The organism is Cytophaga hutchinsonii ATCC 33406 (genome assembly GCF_000014145.1).
Taxonomy (GTDB): domain Bacteria; phylum Bacteroidota; class Bacteroidia; order Cytophagales; family Cytophagaceae; genus Cytophaga; species Cytophaga hutchinsonii.
Genome location: NC_008255.1, coordinates 3,704,380 through 3,727,165, shown reverse-complemented (window position 1 = coordinate 3,727,165; position 22,786 = coordinate 3,704,380). Strand labels below are relative to the sequence as shown.

Below are 22,786 nucleotides of genomic sequence, written 5' to 3'. Positions count from 1 at the left end.
TGTAGCATGATTGCTACCGGTGATGCACTGAATTTACTTTCTAAAATGACCTTCAAAAGGCTTATAACGCTTTTGAAGGTATTTGTCAGTTATCAGTATTCGAAGATCACCGGCAATGTAGTACATCCTTCTGTGCCGTACTCCATTGCAATAGAGCCAACAACATCCTGTAATCTGCGCTGCCCCGAATGCCCGAGCGGGTTGCGCTCTTTTACACGGCCAACAGGCATGCTGAACATTGCCATGTTCTCTAAAATTATTGATGAATTATATCAGCAGATCAGTTACCTGATTTTTTATTTTCAGGGAGAACCTTATTTGAATACCTCTTTTTTAGAAATGGTTAAATATGCGTCTTCCAAAGGAATTTATACGGCTACTTCTACAAACGCCCATTATCTCACAGACGAAAATGCACGCAAGACCGTAGAATCAGGACTTGACCGGTTGATCATTTCGATTGATGGCACTACACAGGAAGTCTACGAACAATACCGCATCGGGGGAAGCTTAGAAAAAGTTCTGGAAGGAACTAAAAATATTCTTGCCTGGAAGAAAAAACTACACGCTTCTACACCGCATGTAATTTTTCAATTTTTAGTGGTGAAACCCAATCAACATCAATTGAAGGAAGTGAAAAAAATGGCAAAGGAATTGGGTGTTGGTGAAGTGCGTTTTAAAACAGCGCAGATCCATGATTATGAAAACGGTTCGCCATTGATTCCCGATATTGATAAATACGCCCGCTACAGAAAAAATGCAGATAATACTTATTCCATAAAAAACAGTTTGTTAAATCATTGCTGGAAGATGTGGCACTCCTGTGTGATTACCTGGGATGGTAAAATTGTACCGTGCTGTTTTGATAAGGATGCGCACCTTGTAATGGGTGAGCTGAAAACAAATACGTTTAAGGAAATCTGGAACAGCGCACCGTATATTCAATTCAGGAAATCACTTTTGAAATCGAGAAGTGAAATTGATATGTGTAAGAATTGTACCGAAGGAACTACAGTATGGGCATAAGGAATTCCAAAACGTTTACTTCAACCGATATTGCAACCTATTACGATGTAAGCGAAGATCATTACATGTACTTTTGGGATCTGAATCAAAGCCATTCTCTGCACTATGGTTATTGGGATGCGTCAACAAAAACATTCCGCGAAGCACTCGCAAACATCAATAGGGTTCTGGCAGAAAAAGCTTCAATCACTGCCGGTACCAGGGTGCTCGATGCTGGCTGTGGTGTAGGTGGTTCTTCCATCTGGCTGGCAAAAAATAAACAAGCAAACGTTACAGGCATTACCGTAAGTAAGAAGCAGGCTGCCCGTGCCAATACATCTGCAGCAGCTGTAAACCCCGGCGGCACTGCAGTATTTGACGTGCAGGATTACACAAACACGCCCTATCATTCAGAATCGTTTGATGTTGTCTGGGCGATTGAAAGTGTGTGCCATGCTGCCAACAAAGAAGATTTTATTAAAGAAGCATACCGTTTACTTAAGCCAGGCGGACAATTAATTATGGCTGATTTTTTTATTGTAAAAGACGGTAATGCTGACGATCAGCGGAGCATAGATGCATGGGGCCATGGCTGGGCAGTACCTTTTTTTGAAAAGAAAGACGCCTTTCAGCATATGTTACTGAAGGCTGGTTTTAACACCGCTGATATGATAGACAGTACAGAACATATCCGCAGGTCGGCAAAAAGATTGTATTATGCTTTTTTCCCTGGCTGGATCATTTCAAAGCTATATAATTTAGTGAACAGAAGGACAACAGAGTTCTCAAAAAACAATGTTTACACAGCTTATTACCAATACAAAACTTTGAAAAAGGAATTGTGGAAGTATTATATTGTGCATGCAAAAAAATAGCTGAGAAACTTATTTTTTCTCTTTTTTAAGTTCTGCAGAAGCGCAGCCACAACCACCACCACAGCCATCTTTTGGTACGTTAAACAGGCCATAAATCTTTCTGAACAGATAGACACCTGCCCAGCCAACAATGGCCCCTATAATAATATATTGAATCCCTGTACTCATATTTCCTGCGTAAAATACAACTATAAAATTGATTTAGTTCCTCAACCAATGATATAATGGCATGATTTTTATATTTTAGCAACGATAATGCTTTTTGAATCCGAATCTATGAAAAGATTGCTACGAATTACAGTACTGTTCTTTATAACAGTAAGCACATTCCTGTCGAATGCACAAACAACTCCTTATAATAAAAAATGGCTATTTGGAATGAACTGGGGGGGAGCGTGGGAAAATGCAGACGTGCATTCAAGAATGGGAACAGGTTGGGGCTTGACACTGGAGCGGGAAATTATCGCGAATAATACAAGTGTATTTGGATTCTCGCTTCGGGGAAGGTATTTGCATACGTGGATGTGGGGCAGGGATTCCCGTCCGTTTTATGGAATTGCAAACGATGAAAATCTAAACGGAACGGCAAATCCTGCGATCGATTATACCGCAGCTGGTTATGCCTATAGAAATTTTTATACAAAGACAGATGAATTTTCATTAGAAGGTTTGTTAATACTCAACAAACTGCGGGCACATAGTGGTTTTAAGATATATGGTTTCGGAGGAATTGGTGCAACGGGGTTTAACTCAAAGATCAATCAGCTTGATGGAACCAATACACAGTATGATTATTCTAACGTGTCTACGTTCAGCAAAGCAATTGCAAAAAATGATCTGAATTTACTGTGGGATAAAACATACGAAACAAATGGCATTGCCGGTCAATCAAGAAATTCGTATGTATTATCAGGTGCCATTGGTGTTGGTGTTGGTATCAAACTTTCTTCCAATGTATATTTAGGCTGGGAGCATAAATATACATATACATCTACCGATATGTTAGATGCAAGCAAATGGAATAACGATGCATCGCCAAGTTTAAAAAACGACAGGTACCATTACAGCAGTTTATTTTTAACGGTTGCGATCGGTGCAGGCAAAGCAACTGCACAACCTACACGTGATCAGACAACCTATTATCCACCGCCTGTAGTGCCGGTTACAAATCCCAGACCGGAAATAACAGTATTGTACCCGCGTGAAAATCCGGTTTATCTGAATGATTGTAATGCTCAAATAAAAGTCAGCATCACAAATCTTGAATCCATAAATCAGATTACCGTATTGCGTGATGGGAATGTATTGGGTTCTGCGTATTATACATTTGACCGGACAACAGAAGTTTTAACAATCAATACACCGATTGCAGGCAATACTGTTTTTTCAATCATTGCTCAAAATGCCGGCGGGAAGGATACCAAATATGTATATACCAATTGCGGACCGGTGTTAACTACTCCGGCTCCCATTACACCTACAGTTGCCTTTGTCAGTACAAGTTCCAACGACTGTATCGCACATGTTGTAGCTTCTGTAAAAAATGTAACCGATGAAAAATCCATTGAGGTTATTATGGACGGAATTGTTTTATCACCCCGCCAATATAATTTCAATCCATATAATGGTTCGGTTATTATTCAGATGCCATTCAATCAATTCACTTCTATATCTGTGCGTGCAACCAATGGCACAAGCTCTGTAGTTGAATCCATTAATTTATCCTGTACGCCAAAAAATGTGCTTATAAAAGAACCGCCGGTAATTTCAATATCAAATTCTCAGGTGGATAAAAATACAGCAGGAGATTGTGTTGCAAAAATTACAGCTACAGTAATTGGCATTGAAGGTATCAGCAATATCGAAGTTACACGCAACGGAACAATTCTGCGTGCGCCGTCTTACACGTACAATGCATCAACAAAAGTATTAACTATATCGAATCAGATAATAGGATCAAACACATTTATCATACGCGCGCAAAATGCTGTAAGCTCAACTACTGCAACAGTCAGTTTAAATTGCGTACCGCAAACAGTTTTAGTAACACCTTCAATTGTTTTGATTCAGCCAAATTCAAATACATACGAATCGCAGGACTGCAAAGAGCAGATTTCTGCAAAAATGGTACATGTTACTTCCGTACAAAATATTGATGTGCAGATAAACGGCTCAACGATAAATAAAAATTTACTGCACTTTAATCCCACAACAGCTATTTTAACATTTGATGCTGTTATAACAAAACAAGCAACCATTATTATCAGCGCTTCAAACGATGCAGGCAATACATCACAAACGATCAATATTAACTGCGCACCGGTCATTACACCAACGATAGACGTTTCTTATCCATCAACAGAACCATATGTTTCTGCTACATGTAAAGAAAATGTTACCGCAGTTGTTACAGGTGTTTCAGATCTTTCCGCAATTCATATTACGCTGAATGGAATTGCTGTTAATACAGGACTTGTATTTGATGCCGCAACAGGTAAATTATCTATACCGGTTAATTTCAGCGGGCGCTCCGAACTATTGATTAATGCTGTAGGTAAGGGTGCTGCAACATCTAAAAAAATTACACTGATCTGCCAGACACTTGCCAAACCAGTGATTACAGTTGTATCACCAAATGCAAATCCATACATTTCAACAGGATGTCAGGAACAGGTAACGGCACAGGTAGAGAATGTTGAATCCGTTAAGGATATAACTGTAACACTGAATGGTGTCGCACTTGCTAAAGGTGTTATGCAGTATGATACTGTTACCGATATACTTTCATTTCCTGTAAGTATTAAAGGTACTGCAACGATTGTTATTTCAGCGGTTAATGCAAGCGGTTCTGAAATGAAATCAATCAGTATACAATGTAAGCCGACTATTTTACCTGCCCCTACCGTAAAATTAATTACGCCGCAAACAACCAATACCATTTCGAACACCTGTATTGAAGCGGTTAAAATTCAACTGACAAATTGTGCATCGTTAGAAAATATTACGGTTACTGAAAATGGCAACACCATTGCTTCTGAAAATTTAGCTTACTCAGCAATAACCGGTATATTATCATTTCAGGTGAACGTTGCAACAACATCAACACTTGTTGTAACGGCAAAAAATAATGGGGGGTCAGCATCTACTACGTTTGTCATTCAATGTAAACCAACGGAATTGCCATCGGTAAGTATTTTAAGACCTGTAGGTACTCCATTTATTTCAACCACGTGTTCAGAAAACATTGAAGCCATTGTAAAAAATATTTCAGGTGTTAATCAGGTTGATGTGTTGTACAACAACGTTGCTCTTGATAAATCGCTTTTGACATATGATACAACATCTAACACATTATCTTTTGTTCATACTTTCACCGCAAATGGAAGTTTGATTATTAAAGCGCAGAATGAAGCCGGACAGGCTTCTAAAACAGTGGCGTTTGAATGCAAGCCGGTACTGCCGCCGGTTCTTGTTATTAACAGCCCAGCAGCAGACCCGTTTATTTCTGAATCCTGTTCAGATACAATCATTGCTACGGTTCAGAATATTGAAAGTATAGATGCCATCACGGCATATGCGAATAATGTTTTAATTCCGAAAGATAAGATTGTGTTCACCAAAGCAAACGGACGTATCCGTTTAATCTATTCTTATAACACTGATACAGAAATTAAATTAATGGCCGTGAATGCAGCCGGCACAGCAACTAAACTGGTGCACCTTACATGCGCTCCTGTTTTACAGCCAACAATTAAACTGGTGAATCCGGTAGCAGAAACGGTCGTTTCTACTTCATGTGTAGACAATGTATTGATGACATTAACAAATGTTTCAGAGATGAATCAGATTCAGGTTAAAATCAATTCCGTTTTACTGAACAATACACTTTATACATATAATGCTGCAACAGGCTTGCTGACAATACCCGTAACAACCACGACTGTTTCTACGGTTGAAGTTGTTGCAACAAACAAAACAAAAAGAGCTTCTAAGACAGTACAGATAACGTGTAAGAAACTGCCATTGCCGGCAGTACAAATAACGAGTCCTTCAACTACGGTACTTACAAACTGCAGTACTTCAGTGAAGGCAACCGTAACGAATGTAACGTCCAAAGAACAGTTAGTAATTACAGTTGATGGCAGATTGCTGAATGCTGCCAGCTATACATTAACAGCAAATATTGTTTCTATACCGGTTACTGTTTCCGGACAATCTTTGGTCTCTATCACAGCTACAAATGAAACCGGTGCAGTAACAGAAAAAATAGCGTTAACCTGTAATGTTTCTCAGGTTATTACCGGACCTTCAACGAACTCATGCAGTACAATTTCTAAAACTCCGTTTACAACCTGTGCAACCTGTAATGATACGGTGAAAGTTTCTTCCGGAAACATATCGGTGGATGCAAACAGGAAAGTGTGTATTACAAATACATTTTCCGGAAATGTAAATATGAATGGTGGCCAGCTGGTGATCTGCGGAACAGCAACAATACAGAATATTAATTTCAACAGCGGAGATATTGTGGTGACAGGAACGGCATCATTTGACAATGTTAATATGAATAGTCAGACTTCTGCTATCCGTAATTATGGAACGATTAGATTTTCGAACTTTACGTACAATGGCAGATTTGAAAACCACGGACAGGCAACCATACAGGCAGACTTCAATATAAATTCAACTGCTGTATTTATAAATACCGGTACATTAAATGCAAATACAAGCTTTAATAATAACAACGTGGCCTGCAACTCCGGAACGATTACCATTAACGGAAATCTGAAAGATAATGGGTCCGCTGATTTTATAAATTCATGTAAACTTATTGTTAACGGACAGTTTCATGTAAATAATACCTTTGAAAACTCAGGTTCTATTCAGGTGGCATCTACTACATTTATTAATGGCGCAGGTACATTCAAAATGAATGCAGGTTCAAAACTGATTACAGACGCATTAATTATAAATGGAACAATTAATGGTCCCGCACAAAGTTGTACGTCAATAAATGTAGCATCGCAGACACAGATCAATAGCAGTGCAAGAGTATCGGGTAAGATTGATATTTGTGATGTAAATGGCATTGAATTAAAGTCGGGCATACTTGCCGCAACGGTTACTACAGATTGCAGCTGTATGATTAATATGTCTGGTGGATGTGGTTCAAATGGTGATATGAATGATCAGATAACGGTTTGCCATAAATCCGGAGATAACATACAAACGCTTACGATTTCAAAGTCGTTATTGGCAAGCCACCTGGCACATGGTGACCATATCGGTACGTGTACAGAAGCGGATAAGACGGTTATAAAACAAGAGCCCGCAGTAACAGAACCTGTTGTAACGCCGCCTGTTATTGTTGCGCCTGTGGTAGTACCTCCGGTAGAAGACAAACCTGTTGAAGAAGAAAAAGTGACCATCTGTCACAAGCCGCCGGGTAATCCGGAAAATGTGCAGACATTAACAATATCAAAAAATGATTTGAAGGCTCACCTGGCACACGGAGATAACATTGGTGCATGCGTGAAAGGAAGTAAAACGGTTGAAGATGATCCTGCAGTTCCGCCGGTTAAAGAAGAAAAAATAATCATCTGTCATACATCCGGCGGCGGTGTACAAACATTAACCGTTTCAAAAAGTGATTTGTCTGCACACTTAGCACATGGAGACCATATCGGTGCCTGTGCAGAAGAACAATCGCCAGTTAAGGAAGAGACAATACCAACCGTTCAGGAAGAAGAAAAAGTAATCATTTGTCACAAACCCCCGGGCAACCCAACAAATGTACAAACCCTGACGGTTAAGAAGAGTGATCTTAAAGCACACCTTGCGCATGGAGATTATATTGGTGCATGTACGGTTGTAAAAGAACAGCCTGTTGTCGTGCCTCCGGTTAATGAACCAAAAGATGAAAAAGTAATTATCTGTCATAAGCCTAAAGGCAGTACAAGTATTGAAACACTTACTATTTCTTCCAGAGATTTGGCTGCACACCTGGCACATGGTGATCATGTTGGTTCATGTACTGATGCGGACAAGCCGGTAATCCAGAGAGAACCTGAAACTCCTGATGTAATTGTTCCGCCAAAAGCAGAAGAGAACAAAGTAATTATCTGTCATAAATCTAAAGGCGGTACGAGTATTGAAACGCTTACCATTCCGGAGAGTGCTTTGTCTTCTCACCTGGCACACGGCGATCACGTTGGTTCGTGTACGGATGCGGACAGGCCAAAACCGGTTGAAGAGAAAAGAGTGACCATCTGTCACAAACCGCAGGGAAGCTCTACCATTGAAACAATTACCATTCCGGAGAGTGCGCTGTCTTCACACCTTGCGCACGGAGACCATGTGGGTTCATGTACCGATGCAGACAAGCCCAAGCCGGCTGAAGAAGAAAGAGTAACCATCTGTCACAAGCCGCAGGGAAGTTCAATTGTTCAAACGATTACCATTCCGAAGAGTGCCTTGTCGCAACACCTGGCGCATGGTGATCATGTGGGTTCATGTACCGATGAAGATAAACCGAAGCCGGTTGAAGAAAAGAAAGTAGTAATCTGCCACAAACCTAAAGGCAGTTCAATTGTTCAAACAATTACCATTTCCGAAAGTGCGTTGTCGCAGCATTTAGCACATGGTGATCATGTTGGTACGTGTACAGATGCCGACCAGCCGGTCATTCAAAAGGAACCGGAAGTTGTTTCGCCGCAAACTGTTCCGTCAACGGAAGAAGCGAAGGTTACCATTTGTCATAAGAAGACAGACGGTACAATGGAGACACTAACAATTCCTAAGAGTCAATTGTCCTTCCATTTGCAGCATGGCGATCATGTAGGCGTATGTACACCGCAGGAAATGGTGAAATAAACTGATTCAGATAGAATAAAAAAGGGACATTAATACGTCCCTTTTTTTTATTACCATATTTTTTTAAATGTATCAATCATCAGCGGATGAATGTGTCTGCCTGCCGCACAGACTTCTTCAGCAGTCTGGCAATGGTCATCGCCGCCGCTATAGTTGCTTACGATACCACCTGCTTCACGCACAATTAAAATACCTGCTGCAACATCCCATGGTTTAAGGTTGAATTCAAAGTATGCTTCAAATCTTCCGCAGGCAACATAACATAAATCTATTGCTGCACTGCCCAAGCGACGCACCCCATGGGTCGTTTCAACAAAATGACGTATTAATGTAAAATACTGATCTGATTTTCCGCGTAACGAATATGGGAAGCCGGTTGCAATTAAAGCATCTGATATTTCGGTGATGGAAGAAGTTTCAATACGTTCGCCATTCATGTAAGCGCCCCCATTTTTCCATGCATAAAAACATTCATTCCGGGAAGGTTCATGTACAACTCCGATTAGTAACGTTTCATCCTGAACCAGCGCAATGCTGATAGAAAATAAAGGCAGCTTATGCAAAAAATTGGTTGTGCCATCTAATGGGTCAATGATCCAGCGTAAGCCTGATTGTGTCTGTTCTACCGTTCCTTCTTCTGTTTCAAAACCAGCTTCAGGTACAAGTTTTGTTAAACTTTCTATAAGTAGTTTTTCTGTTTCTTTATCAACATACGAAACAAGATCATTGCTTCGACCTTTATGTTCAATGTTGCTTCGCTCAAAATTTTTGAGTTCGTTTATTTGAAAATCACCGGCAACACGGGCAAGTTTCGTAATTTGTAACGTAAGCTGTTTTAATTTATCAGCGCTGAATGTCGCGTTTGCCATAGAATGAATAAAGAAATAATAAAGGAGAAAGCAACAATGCAAAGAAACCGATAAAGTCGCCGTGCTTTGTATAAAAAGTGATGAATGAATTTAATGTAATTTTTTGAACCAAGGCATCCTGTACCCAGTATTTATTTTCCTGCAGAACATTTCCCCGCTGATCAATAAACCCGGATACGCCGGTATTGGCAGATCTGGCAACCGATCTGCGCTGTTCAATAGCGCGTAAGCGGGCGTATGCAAAATGTTGTTTGTGTCCGGCAGTGTTTCCCCACCAGCCGTCGTTTGTAATGATACCAATGAAGTTCGCATTGTTTTTTGTATAGCCGCTTACATATTCTCCAAAAACAGATTCATAACAGATTACCGGTGCTACGGCGATACCCGATTGGTTATACAAGGCACGTGCTATACTGTCTCTGGCAATAGGCTGAACAATGCCGCCAAGACTGGAGGTAACAAAGCCAAATACCTTCGGATAGGGAAGGCTTTCTACTCCCGGAACCATACGCGATTTATGATATATCTGATAACTTTCATCCGGGTTTATAAGTAGTGCTGTATTATACGAATCGTAATAGTAGGATGCATTCGGTGGTTTTCTTGCGGTAGCCGTTTTTGTATGTTCATCCATAAAACGATGAGAATCAATGCCCGTTAAAATGCTTACATTATTTTTATTGCAATAATAAAGCAGCTGCTGAATAAACGGGTGCTGCAAAACTTTATCTTCATTAATATCCGCAGGGATAGCTGTTTCAGGCCAGAGTATAAAACGGGTTTCAGGCGTACGTACTTGTTCGCTTAAGCGAAGCATGCGCTCAAATTGCAGATCATACGGAATGGCATTGCGTGAGCCTCTGAATTTTTCAGTATACGGATCAATGTTTGGCTGTACAACAGCTACTTCAATTTCTGATCCTGTTTCGGTATAACTGAAATAAATAATAGCAGAAATAATTACCGGCAGCAGAACAACAGCAGCAGTAATGCCTCGGAAGATCCTATGGGCAGCGTATTTAATCGTAATATAAATAAAAACATTGCAGAGTAAAATCCAGAGTGAACCTCCCATCACACCTGTGTATTCGTACCATTGTATGATAAACGTATTGTTTGCAAATACATTTCCAAGTGTGAGCCATGGCCAGGACAATTCCCAGTTTAGATGCCAGTATTCAAAGGTCAGGAACAAGCTTACAAAAGCAATCAGGCCATACACTTCTTTTGTTTTTTTTCGGATGGTATAGAAAAAGGCAAAAGGAACAGTCATGAGCAAGGCGTTTACAACCATAGCAAATATGCCGCCTGCAGCAGTTGAGTTATAAACCCACCACGTTGTTCCAACATTCCAGATTAACAGACTAAGATAGGTGTAAAATAAATAACGCAGCCCTTTGCGTTTTTGTGCGTCTGCCCGGATCGCATCAAATAACAGCAGATTGGGTACAAATGCGAAGAAGGCAAGCGGCCCGAAACAAGTCGTAGGCCATGCCAGTATTAATAGAATACCGCTTACAAGTACATATGCCATGTAAGGTAAATTCAGTAATTGTTGATATGAAATTTTAGGCATAACTTGGGGTAAAGATAGGGACGGTATGTATATAATCCCTTTCGTTACTGAAAGGTAATAAAAGATTAATATGCAAAAAAATATAATACAACATTGGCCAGGTGAAAATATAATCCGGCATTCCCGGATGCTTATTGAGAGCTATCGGGAAATAACAGGCATACAACTTTTTGATACGAACTATTCGGATGAATACCTTTCCTGTTTGCTGTATCATGCACCGTTTGTTGTTGTATCGCATGGAATAGAAGCAGATCCGGTTTTCAATTACGGTAATTTAACAGCACAGCAACTTTGGCATATTGACTGGGAACAGTTTACAACCATGCCGTCAAGATTATCTGCAGAGCCCGAACGGGCAGAAGACAGGCAGCGCTTATTAGACGAAGCGGCAACACACGGCTTTATAAGTAACTATACCGGAATCCGGATCTCTTCAAAAGGACAGCGTTTTAAAATTGAGCAGGTATTATTGTGGAACTTAAAAAACAACAGCGGAGAAAAAATCGGACAGGCGGCTCTATTCAGAAACTGGACAAACGTAAAGTAATAGGTATTAAGTAATACGTATTAAGAAAAAGTCTATCGCTTTTTGTGATATGACGCGTTATGCGTAAATATAATATGTGAGTTGGCACGAACAACAGAAACATACGAGAGGCTAAGTAATATGTTTTCAAGAAGTAATTTTAACATCTTAAAAACATATTACTTAACACGTATTACTTACTCTGTTTTAAAAACCACCCGTTTGGTTCCTGAATAAAGCTCATACTGCATGAGCCTGCATTCAATTTTCGCACTGAAAAATTTTATTTTTCTTTTAGGTTTTAATCCGATGCGTTTTGCTAATTCAAGGTTGCCGGTAAATACAAATCCTTTGTAACCGCCGCATTTCTGCTTAAAGAAATCACCGATCTCTTTATATGTTAATACTAAAGATTCTTCATCGCCCAGCCGTTCTCCGTATTCAGGGTTCAGAATAACCACACCAGCCTGGTTTTCTTCTACAGGCGTATCCTGAAAATCGCTTAATACAAAATCAATCAAATGATCTACACCCGCTTTTTCTGCATTAACTTTTGCTGCGTCAAGCGCACGCTGATCGTGGTCGGATGCGATAATTTTAAATGGTAACGCAGGCAACACTTTTTGCTGCGCCATTTCTCTCATTGTTTTCCAGGTTTCAGCAACATAGCCGTGAATGTGCTGAAAGGCGTAATCTTCCCGTACCAGTCCTGGAATTTTATGTGTGCCAATCAGCGCAGCTTCAATAGCTAAGGTACCGCTGCCGCACATAGGGTTTATAAAAGGAGTAGTTGGGTTCCATTCAGATGTTATAATTACACCAGCCGCTAACGTCTCTGCCATTGGCGCTTTCCAGGGGTTTAACCTGTAACCGTGTCTTGAAATCGGTTCACCGGATAAATCTAAATAGATCGATAAATCATTTTCTCTCCAGTAAATAAAAATCACAACTTTATCGCGCAGCGGCCCTGAATCCGGACGCTTAGTTGTTTTCTCAACAAAATAATCTGCAATAGCATCTTTGCATTTAACATTTGCAAAACGTGTATCACGGATGGTGCTGTTTTGAACGAAAGAATCAATGCTGAAATAAGAAGTGTTATCAAAAAAATTGTCCCAGGGAATATTTTTCGCCACCCGGTACAAATCATCCGGTGTAGCCGCTTTTGCTTCTTTCAGTAAAAACAATACTTTATTAGCAGTTCTCAGGTGCATGCAAAGATACATAGCCGTTTGGGCCGTGCCTTCTACAACAATACCATGAGGAAGAATTTGTTTAATGGGGATTGCAAGATTATTAATTTCCCGCCCGGTCAGTTCACTTAAATCCGGTGCACAGGTAATTAAAATATCGCTTGATTGCTCAAATATGGACATTTTTAAAATTAATTCAAATTATTTCATAAAGATACCCATTTAATTGAAACTATTGAATTTGATTCTACGTTAAGTATTATATGAAGAAAAAATAGGATATTAATCATACAATTAATATCTTTGAATTAATTACTACAATGGATATAAAAACAACGTTTGAGGAATCAGTTGCAGCGTCAAAATCACTGCCAAATCAATCAAACGAAAATTTATTAAAGTTGTATAGCCTTTATAAGCAGGCTTCCGAGGGAGATGTAAACGTAGAAAAGCCTACTAATTTTTTTGATTTTGCTGCAATCGCAAAATTTAATGCATGGGAATCCTTGAAAGGAGTATCAAAGGAAAATGCCATGCAACAATACATTGATTTAGTTAAAAGCTTGGGTAATTGACCCAACTTAAAAAATAGTTAAGATTCTGTTGGCTGTAGACACCGTATATTTCAGGATTTAGTCCATCGAAAATGCATGTTACAGCCAACTTTTCACATTATTAAAATACATTTCTGGTTCAATAACCAGAAATAAAAGGCTGTTAAGATTTTGTTGGCTGTAGACACCGTATATTTCAGGATTTAGTCCGTCGAAAATACATGTTACAGCCAACTTTTATTTTATACGGATTTTTAGCCCTTCCTTTTCAAAAATCAGATAAGTAAAAAGTGCCATTGAAAGGGTATAAATTACCATAAAAAGCCTGTTCTATATTGTATCTTTGTACTGTTATGGAAAAACACATACCTGTATTTGATATCTGTACCCTTTCAGAAAATAAAGAAGATGATATTTTAATAAGCAGGCTTTCAGAATATTTTTTGAAATATTCCAATCTGCATTTTCCGCATCGGCACAGTTTTTATCACCTGATCTTTTTTACAAAAGGAAGTGGTTCACATTCAATCGATTTTGATCGTTTTGATGTGCAGCAATATCAGATCTATTTTATGATTCCCGGTCAGGTGCACACCTGGGAGTTTGAAGGAGAAGTGGAGGGCTATGTGGTAAATTTTTCTACCGCGTTTTTTCAATCCTTTTTGTTGCGGCCTGAATACATAGAAACATTTTCTTTTTTTGCTGGAAACACAAAAGATGGGGTAATCAATCTGCCGAAAGAAAAGGCTGGTATCGTACAGACAATATTTGAAGAATTGGTTGAACAATCGAATGCTCGTAAAGACCACCGCTGGGACATGATACGGGTACTGCTGCTCAAAATATTTATTACGATTGAACAAAAAAATGTTGAAGAAAATAAGCAGGATACAACCAGTTACAATTATGCATTGCTTAAAAATTTTCAAAAACTCATTGAAAAAAATTATAAAAAATTAAAATTACCGATGGAATATGCAGAGCTCCTGTATATCACACCAAATCACCTGAACGGTCTCTGTAAAGATTACACAGGAATTGCAGCCGGTGAATTGATTCGTAACCGGATCATACTGGAAGCAAAACGTATGTTGATCAATCAGCATTTGAGTATTGCTGAAATTGCGTATGAATTAAATTTCAAAGACAATTCATACTTTACAAAATTTTTCAAAAAGCAGGTAGGTGTTACGCCGGAAGAATTCAGAAAAAAATCACATTGATCAATTAATACAAAATAACTATGAAAGCGTTCAATAATACTTTATTCGCCTTACTAACATTAAAATGTCCGAGATGTCATAAAGGTAAAATGTTTACGCATTCAAACATGTATGTCTGGAAAACATCACACCTGATGCCTGAGAAATGCAGCTGCTGTGAGCAGCCAATGGAGCCGGAAACAGGCTTCTATTACGGTGCCATGTATTTAAGTTATGCATTATATGTAATGTTGTTTGTACCTATGTTTATGATTACGGTTTTTTTCGATCTGCCGTATTTTGAATTTTTTATATCCTTTGTAGTGCTTACTGTTCTTATATCGCCTTATTTCTTCAGGCTTTCCAGAGCGTGTTATTTATATCTGTTTGTACGGTATGACAAAGAAAAATCAAACTGTGTACACTGATCCTTACTTGCGGTAGATCATTTTAAAGCATAAAAAGTATTCATGTAAAAATAAAAGCGGACATGTTAAAGACATGTCCGCTTTTTTTGTGTACTCGCATACGGTATATCGTTACTGTACCTTACTCAAACGCGCAGTTGTAACTGTATCGTTATATGTTAACACAACCTGGTACATGCCTGCACCAAAATCAGCAGCAATTTTTTGATCACTGCCAGTAGACGTGAATGAGCCGCTTGCTACCAAAACACCTGTCAGATCCAGGATTTCATAACTTACCTCCACATTGCTTTCCGGCATTTCAATACTGAACCATGCTGCAGTTGGGTTTGGAAATAATTTTATGCCGGATTGTGCAAGTGATTGAACAATGGATGTTGCAACGGTGTTGATCGTTGCTGTAGTAGTTTTTTTCTGACCGTCCGGATTTGTTTCAGTTACAGAAATAGCATACGAAGGAATAGTGGTACGTGCCAGTGTATTGCCTGTAGCCGCATCCCAGTCTACGGTTACGGTGTTAGTATTTTGCCCGCTAATAATGGTACCGCCAGTGATTGACCATTCATACCTAAAGCCTGTCTGGTTTGGCACACGATATACGGCGTTTTGCTGTCCGGGTATGATTGGGTTTGGGCCGGAAATGGCTGTGCTGAATGAGTTACATGAAATAACTGTTTTAGCTACAATGTTGCTGTATGGATTTGTATAGCTGCAATTGTTGTAACTTTCTCTTTTGTAATAAGTAGTTTGTGTAATTTTCCAGGGGAGATATTGTGCATTGGTTGCACCGGCTATGGCCGTCCAGTTTGAAATACCATCAGGAGAAACCCACCATAAATAGCCTGTACCTGTTAAAGATCCACCGCTTGCGGCTGTTACATTTTCTATTATTGCTGCATCTGCACCTTCGCAAAGTGTTTCATCGCCCGTAATTGCTCCGGGATCATACAGAGGTGCTACGGTTATTTTGATTGTATTGCTCGTTGATACATTGCATGGTGCCGATGTGCGTGGATCAGTTGCAACCCGGCGTATGTAAGTGTCAGTAGTAAAGGGAAGAGTTGAATTGTAGGCAGCAGTGGTTGCTCCTGGTATTTCATAAAAAGACCCGGTGATACCTGATGCGGATGTTTCCCAGGTATATGTTGGTGTGCTGTAAGAGTCCGTTTGAGCGGGTGTCTGAGTAATTTGATTTGGGGAAGTATTGTAGCAAATGGTTTGATCGGAGCTGATTGTGCCTGGAGTAATTCCAGAACTTACATGTATATAGCTCCATGCTGAAGCTGAACAGCCAGTCGTATTGCTTGTTAATATAACCTGTATTTTATCTGTACTTGATAGTATATTTGTTGTTGAGAATTCAGGAGAAGAACTTGGAGTACCTTGGCTTATATCATTGATGAACCACTCAAACATAGGGTCAGGATCTCCATTACGTACTGTAGCAGTAAATGTTACCCGGCCATTTTTACAAATAACTGTTTTATCAGAAGAAATATCTACGGGTGTAGGAACGGTAATTTTTACGATGTTTGATGTAGCAGGTTTACAAACGCCTTTTGTGTCTATTCTTCTGTAATACATATCGGCTATGAGAATACCCGGATGATAATCTTTTGACGTTGCTCCCTGAATTACGACCCAGCCTGAACCGCCGATCCGGGATGCCTCCCATATATACATGGGTGTTGCTACAGAACCGCCTGATACCGGAGGTCCGCCAATTGGATTTGGTGCTGTACCTGCACAGATGGTTTGATCGCCGGTGATTACTGGAGTTACTATTTCTGGGTCAACGGTAATTTTTATAATATTGGATGTAACGCTTGGACAAATTCCTTTGGTATCCTTTCTTCTAAAATATGTATCTGCTGTTAATGCTTGCGGAGAATAATCTTTAGTATTTTCTCCTGTTACATCAGTCCAGGCAAATCCAGCTGTAGATGATTCCCACATGTAAGTAGCTGCGGAATTTTCTGATCCACCTGTTATTGCAGTACCCATGAGCGGTGAAGGCACCGTTGAGATACAAATGGTTTGATCCGCTGAAATTATTCCTGGTAATACAGCCGGCTGAACGGTTACTGTTATCAAATTTGTATGCGCTGTGGCGCATGTGCCCGAGGCATCGGCTCTTCTGTAATAGGTAGTTCCTGTAATTCCGGATGGAGCATCATACGTTGCAGCAGTAGCGGCTGCAATATTTGTGTACGGACCAGATCCTGCAGTAGCTATCTCCCACTGGTATGTATACACGCCTGTGCCACCTGCAGGCGCTGTTGTTACTGTAAATGCTGCGGGGTCACCTTCTGAACAAATTGTCTGGTCTGCTGAAACTACTCCCGCTATAACTGCCGGATTTACAGTGATGCGTACCGGTGCCGTTACTACCTGAGGACAAATACCGGAAGTAGCCTTACGGCGGTAGTCAATAGTCATCGGCTTTGTTCCGTTGTTGTTCACTACACCTTCATCAAAGGTTTCTGCTGCAACCGCCGGGCTGATATCTGCATAGGCTGCCCCATTCATTGACTTTTCCCATACATATGAATATATTCCTGTACCACCTGTAGCTGCTGCTATGCTTGTAAAGGCTGCCGGATTTTCACCACTACAGATTGTTTGCGCTGAAACAATGGAACCTGCTGTTACTGTCTCATGAACAGTTAAAATAAAATTTGCTTCTGTATAACAGGAAGCATTGCCTGCATTGCCATCTTCAACGCGTAGTGTGTAGGTACCAGCATCGGTAAAAGCTCCCGTGATGCCGGTATACATTGGAACAGCTGTAACCGTATTTGCAGGAATAGTAATGGGTGCTGATGCAGTTACTGCAACTGAATTTTTTATCCATGAAAACGTAAAAGCTCCATTTTGAGAAGTACCTGATACAAGTACAGTAGCAGATAAAGACAGAGGAGTGCCCAGGCAAATAGGAGTTTCTGGTGTTGTAATCGTTACGGAAACAGGCTTTGTGCATTGGGCATAAACCATTGTAAGACTAAAAACAAAAATGATAACAGCCAGTAAAATTTTTTTCATAACGAAAATTAAAATAAGTGAAACTTAAACGTTAATGAATTTTAATTTGAAAAGGTAACCACATTGATTAAAAAATAATTTATTTGATTAATTATTTTTTAATCAATGTGGTATTCTGTATTTATAACCTATTGAGGTTTGACAACAAGTGCTGCGTTTTTATTTTTCAGTTGCTTTATTAAATAAGAAATGGATACGTATATTTTAAAGCATAAAAAGTATTCATGAAAAATAAAAGCGGACATGTTAAAGACATGTCCGCTTTTTTTGTGTACTCGCATACGGTATATTGTTACTGTACCTTACTCAAACGCGCAGTTGTAACTGTATCGTTATATGTTAACACAACCTGGTACATGCCTACAGCAAAATCAGCAGCAATTTTTTGATCACTGCCAGTAGACGTGAATGAGCCGCTTGCTACCAAAACACCTGTCAGATCCAGGATTTCATAACTTACCTCCACATTGCTTTCCGGCATTTCAATACTGAACCATGCTGCAGTTGGGTTTGGAAATAATTTTATGCCGGATTGTGCAAGTGATTGAACAATGGATGTTGCAACGGTGTTGATCGTTGCTGTAGTAGTTTTTTTCTGACCGTCCGGATTTGTTTCAGTTACAGAAAGAGCATACGAAGGAATAGTGGTACGTGCCAGTGTATTGCCTGTAGACGCATCCCAGTCTACGGTTACGGTGTTAGTATTTTGCCCGCTAATAATGGTACCGCCAGTGATTGACCATTCATACGTAAAGCCTGTCTGGTTTGGTACACTATACACAGCATTTTGCTGTCCGTTTGTTATAGGATTTGGTCCGGAGATGGAAGAACTGAATGCACCGCAAGGGTCAACGGTAAGCGGAGAAACTGCTGAATGTACGCTGCATATACTATTGTCTTCTTGAATAGAATACATGCCGGATTGTGTAGCAGCAAATGTACTATTTGTAGCTCCGGTTATAGCAGTACCATCTTTATACCATTGCACTGTTGTTCCTGTACCAATGGTTGCTGTATAGATAACAGATTCATTAACACAGATTGTTTGATCACCCGGGTTAATTACCGGAGAAGGAACAGGTAAGACTTTCACGTTGATTTTATTTGAAGTATGTGGGTTCTCGCCAACTCCGCAAGGCAGATTTGAAGTCATTTCTACATATACTTCGTCTCCATCTTTTAGCGTGCTGCTTGAATAGCTTAAGCTTCCTGTTCCAACGGGTATAGATACACCCGAAAAACTTTTCACATACCATTGGTATGTGGGTGCATTACCAGTGCCTGTTGTCTGTGATACTGAAAAGCTGATAGGTAAGCCTGTACACTCAGAAGTAGCGGAAGAAGTAATACTTACTGCTGGTATGGTAGCAGCTACAATATCCAGCGTTATTTCATTTGAGATAGCAGGGCCAGTATTGCAGTCGGCAGATGTGATTACTTTTACATGTAATTTTTTTCCTGTATCATTTATAGAGTTTGAAGTATAAGAATAGTAAGGGCTGTTTGTTCCTACAGTTAATCCGTCTAAACTCCATATATAGTCAAGTGTACCGGCTCCTGAGTTGGTTGTTGCTGCTGTAAACAAAACCGGGGCTGAAATGCATATTTGGCCGGGGTTATTGATACTTGCTGTTACAACATCAGGAGGTACAATAGTTTTAGTTACAACATTACTGGTAACATAACCGCAGCTACCTGATGTTTCAACACGTCTGAATAAGGTTGTGATTGTTAATGCAGGCGGACTATAGCTTTGGTTTGTTGCTCCTGGTATATTAACAAAAGTACCCGAAACAGATTGTTGCCATTGGTAAGTATATGTTCCTGTACCGCCTGTTGGCAAAACCGTTGAAGTAATTGCTTCGGGCGCAGCACCCGAACAAATTATTTCATCTTGTGAAATAACACCTGCCATCAATCCAGGTCTCACGGTAATGTGAATGGCGTTGCTTGTTGCTATATTGCAGGGTGCGGGCATTGACGGGTCCATAATAATTCTGCGTAGATACACATCCTGTGTTAAAGGAACAGGAGGCGTATATGTAGCATTAGTGGCTCCGGGTAATGTAACATATGCACCTGGAGTGGCTATTGCAGATACTTCCCATTGATATACGGGTGTACCTATGTTATTGGTAGGTGCTGTTAATTGTGTAATTGAAACGGGTAGACTATTGTAACAGATGGTTTGGTCAGATCCGATTGTGCCCGGTGTTAATGCATCCAAGGCAGAGAGTGTAAGTTCATTCGAATTAACTGTTGATGTACTTGCACAGGATGCATTGCTTTTGACAGATACATATACTTTATCAGCTGTAGCTGAAAACGCTGAAGTTGTAAATGTATTAGCTGAAGTAGAAGCTGCACCTTGGGATATGCCCACGGTGCCTGTGGCAGATTTTATAATAAACCATTCATAACTTGGTGCAGGTGTTGCGCCAGATCCCGTAACTGTGGCAGTAAATGTTACCGGCGTGTTTGGACACATTGCTGTTTTGTCTGCTGTTATAGTTACAGCCATCACTGGAATGGGTGTAACAGTTATGGCTACTGAATTTGATGTAACGGATGGGCTTGTAACACAAGATAAACCTGAAGTCATGACAACATCATATGTATCCTGGTGTGCTGTAACAGTCGCATACGTTGAAGTTGTTGCTCCTGGTATCACTGCTTGATTTTTTCTCCATTGATACGTTGGCCCGTTGGGTGCCGAACCTCCGTTTACACTCGTGGTAACGGTAAAATGCACTACCTCACCCGGACAGATTGTTGCTTTATCAGAAGTAATATTGATTGCCGGCGTAACAAGTTCTTTTAAACTTACAGTAGCAGTTGCCAAGGCCAGAGCAGGCTGTGCACAAGCAAGACTGCTTGTCATTTTTACCGTGATTACTTCACCGTCGATTAACGTAGCACTTGAATAAGTAGCTGTTGTTGCGGATAATATACCATGAATAGACGATGTCCACTCATAAACAGGTGTTCCGCCATTTACGGAATTTGCTGTAAATGTAACATTGGTGCCTAAGCAAATAGCGCCTGATGATGATTGTGTTAGTGAGACACCTGGTGTGACTGGTGAGGGGCATTGCGCAGAGAGTTGCAAAAACGTATACATAAAAAGTATACAAGCCAGTAAAATTTTTTTCATAGGTAAATACGTATCAAACGGTATGTTTTAAGGGTTAATGCAAAGAATGATGTAAAAGTAACCTTAAATAAAATAATAATTATTTATACTTAAAATTATTATTGATATGTAAATGTATACTAGTTATGGAAGAAGAATATTATTGCCTGAAATAAAATTGGATATCAGTTGGGAACAAATGTTTGACCTAGATCTTTTTCAAAAACATATTTGAAAAAATAAAAAGAACAATAATATACTTGAAAATAAAAAGATCAGTCACTGTACAAATAACTGATCTTTTAAATAAAATATAATAAACGCAGCTTCTATAAATTACTCTGCGTGCTTAAATTGTCTCAAGAAACGTACATCATTTTCTGTAAACAAACGCAGGTCCTTGATCTGATATTTCAGCATCGTGATACGTTCGATACCCATACCAAACGCAAAGCCGCTGTATACTTTCGGATCTATCTTCGCATTGATCAGTACATTCGGGTCCAGCATACCGGCACCGCCGATCTCTACCCATCCGCTTTGTTTACAGATGTTGCAGCCCTTACCGTTGCAGATGAAACACGAAATATCCATCTCTGCGCTTGGTTCTGTAAAAGGGAAAAACGACGGACGGAAACGGATCTGTGTATCCTTACCAAACATCTCTTTAGAGAAATGATACAGCGTATTTTTCAGATCGGCAAAACTTACATTTTTATCTACATACAATCCTTCGATCTGGTGGAACATGCAGTGCGCACGTGCAGAGATCGCTTCGTTGCGGTATACACGTCCGGGTGAAATCGTACGGATCGGAGGTTTCTGATTTTCCATGACACGTACCTGAACACTTGATGTATGCGTACGTAACACGATATCGGGATTACGTTCAATAAAAAACGTATCCTGCATTTCACGCGCCGGGTGGTTCTCCGGAAAGTTTAATGCAGTGAAATTATGAAAGTCATCTTCAATTTCAGGCCCGTCAGACAAATTGAAACCCATGCGTTCAAACACGGTGTAAATTTGTTCACGTACAATATTGATCGGATGGCGGCCACCCAATTCATTTGGTATAACGGGTAGCGACGTATCAATTTTTTGATACACGCTGTTATCGTTAGAACCTGTATTAAGTTTATCCTGTAATTCTTCGAACTTTGTTTGAGCCAGAACTTTTAATTTGTTCATCTCTTGCCCCATCGATTTTTTAATCTCAGGTGCAACAGTTTTAAAATCAAAGCCATCAAACATGCTCGTGATTTTACCTTTTTTACTTAAATATTCAAGGCGGAACTGCTCAAGCTGTTCTTTGGATTCGATTGAAAAATCTTCAATCGTTTGTGTTAATTCTTTAATCTTATCTAACATAGAGATTACAAAAATAATAAAAGTTTAATCTAGTTACTAGTTTCAAGGTGCTAGTTACTGGATTAAACTTTTGGCTTTACTGGGGGCCTTGCCCCAGTTATAGTATTTCAGCCTTACAGCCTGAGTATCCAATGTG

The 22,786-nt window shown here is 39.8% G+C and carries 14 protein-coding genes; 7 read left to right on the top strand and 7 right to left on the bottom strand.

Annotated features, from left to right (window positions below; translation table 11 throughout):
• Positions 1 to 6 precede the first annotated feature (6 nt).
• The gene (locus CHU_RS15880) at positions 7 to 1,026 is read left to right on the top strand and encodes an SPASM domain-containing protein (protein WP_011586611.1); all 1,020 of its coding nucleotides are present in this window, start codon (positions 7 to 9) and stop codon (positions 1,024 to 1,026) included.
• Entirely contained in the window at positions 1,017 to 1,880 is an 864-nt protein-coding gene (locus CHU_RS15875) for an SAM-dependent methyltransferase (protein ID WP_011586610.1), read from the top strand. Before CHU_RS15880 ends, CHU_RS15875 begins: the two co-directional genes overlap by 10 nt.
• Positions 1,881 to 1,889: 9 nt before the next feature.
• On the opposite strand, the gene CHU_RS19625 is transcribed toward CHU_RS15875, so the two are convergent.
• The gene (locus CHU_RS19625) at positions 1,890 to 2,048 is read right to left on the bottom strand and encodes a hypothetical protein (protein WP_011586609.1); all 159 of its coding nucleotides are present in this window, start codon (positions 2,046 to 2,048) and stop codon (positions 1,890 to 1,892) included.
• A gap of 108 nt (positions 2,049 to 2,156) precedes the next feature.
• On the opposite strand from CHU_RS19625, the gene CHU_RS19620 reads away from it, so the two are divergent.
• Positions 2,157 to 8,753 carry an autotransporter outer membrane beta-barrel domain-containing protein gene (locus tag CHU_RS19620; RefSeq protein ID WP_177254179.1) on the top strand — a complete coding sequence of 2,199 codons (6,597 nt, stop codon included), beginning with the start codon at positions 2,157 to 2,159 and terminating at the stop codon, positions 8,751 to 8,753.
• A gap of 50 nt (positions 8,754 to 8,803) precedes the next feature.
• Here the strand turns inward: CHU_RS19620 and CHU_RS15865 are convergent, their stop codons facing one another.
• A complete protein-coding gene (locus CHU_RS15865) occupies positions 8,804 to 9,622 on the bottom strand; it encodes an inositol monophosphatase family protein (RefSeq protein ID WP_011586607.1) in 819 nt (272 codons plus the stop codon).
• Positions 9,597 to 11,198: an apolipoprotein N-acyltransferase gene (gene lnt, locus CHU_RS15860; protein ID WP_011586606.1), complete on the bottom strand. Its 1,602-nt coding sequence runs from the start codon at positions 11,196 to 11,198 to the stop codon at positions 9,597 to 9,599. The genes CHU_RS15865 and lnt overlap by 26 nt, the downstream gene beginning before the upstream one ends.
• A 70-nt stretch (positions 11,199 to 11,268) precedes the next feature.
• On the opposite strand from lnt, the gene CHU_RS15855 reads away from it, so the two are divergent.
• Positions 11,269 to 11,748, top strand: coding sequence for an MEKHLA domain-containing protein (locus CHU_RS15855; protein WP_011586605.1), 480 nt, complete (start codon positions 11,269 to 11,271; stop codon positions 11,746 to 11,748).
• A 176-nt stretch (positions 11,749 to 11,924) separates the two neighbouring features.
• Here the strand turns inward: CHU_RS15855 and CHU_RS15850 are convergent, their stop codons facing one another.
• Positions 11,925 to 13,103 (bottom strand): THUMP domain-containing class I SAM-dependent RNA methyltransferase, encoded by a 1,179-nt coding sequence (locus tag CHU_RS15850; RefSeq protein WP_011586604.1) that lies wholly within the window; start codon positions 13,101 to 13,103, stop codon positions 11,925 to 11,927.
• A gap of 137 nt (positions 13,104 to 13,240) precedes the next feature.
• Here CHU_RS15850 and CHU_RS15845 point away from each other — a divergent pair, with 137 nt between their 5' ends.
• The 3 genes from CHU_RS15845 (at position 13,241) to CHU_RS15835 (ending at position 15,104) form a co-directional block, all read left to right on the top strand.
• On the top strand, positions 13,241 to 13,495 hold the full coding sequence (locus CHU_RS15845; RefSeq protein WP_011586603.1) for an acyl-CoA-binding protein: 255 nt from the start codon (positions 13,241 to 13,243) through the stop codon (positions 13,493 to 13,495).
• Positions 13,496 to 13,827: 332 nt separating this feature from the next.
• Entirely contained in the window at positions 13,828 to 14,697 is an 870-nt protein-coding gene (locus CHU_RS15840; RefSeq protein ID WP_011586602.1) for a helix-turn-helix domain-containing protein, read from the top strand.
• A gap of 20 nt (positions 14,698 to 14,717) precedes the next feature.
• The gene (locus tag CHU_RS15835) at positions 14,718 to 15,104 is read left to right on the top strand and encodes a DUF983 domain-containing protein (protein WP_011586601.1); all 387 of its coding nucleotides are present in this window, start codon (positions 14,718 to 14,720) and stop codon (positions 15,102 to 15,104) included.
• A gap of 111 nt (positions 15,105 to 15,215) precedes the next feature.
• Here the strand turns inward: CHU_RS15835 and CHU_RS15830 are convergent, their stop codons facing one another.
• The 3 genes from CHU_RS15830 to pheS form a co-directional block, all read right to left on the bottom strand.
• Complete coding sequence (locus tag CHU_RS15830) at positions 15,216 to 18,146, bottom strand: T9SS type A sorting domain-containing protein (protein ID WP_011586600.1); 2,931 nt, start codon at positions 18,144 to 18,146, stop codon at positions 15,216 to 15,218.
• A gap of 292 nt (positions 18,147 to 18,438) precedes the next feature.
• A complete protein-coding gene (locus CHU_RS15825) occupies positions 18,439 to 21,300 on the bottom strand; it encodes a T9SS type A sorting domain-containing protein (RefSeq protein ID WP_011586598.1) in 2,862 nt (953 codons plus the stop codon).
• Between the two features lie 315 nt (positions 21,301 to 21,615).
• On the bottom strand, positions 21,616 to 22,650 hold the full coding sequence (pheS, locus tag CHU_RS15820; protein WP_011586597.1) for a phenylalanine--tRNA ligase subunit alpha: 1,035 nt from the start codon (positions 22,648 to 22,650) through the stop codon (positions 21,616 to 21,618).
• Between the last annotated feature and the right edge of the window lie 136 nt (positions 22,651 to 22,786).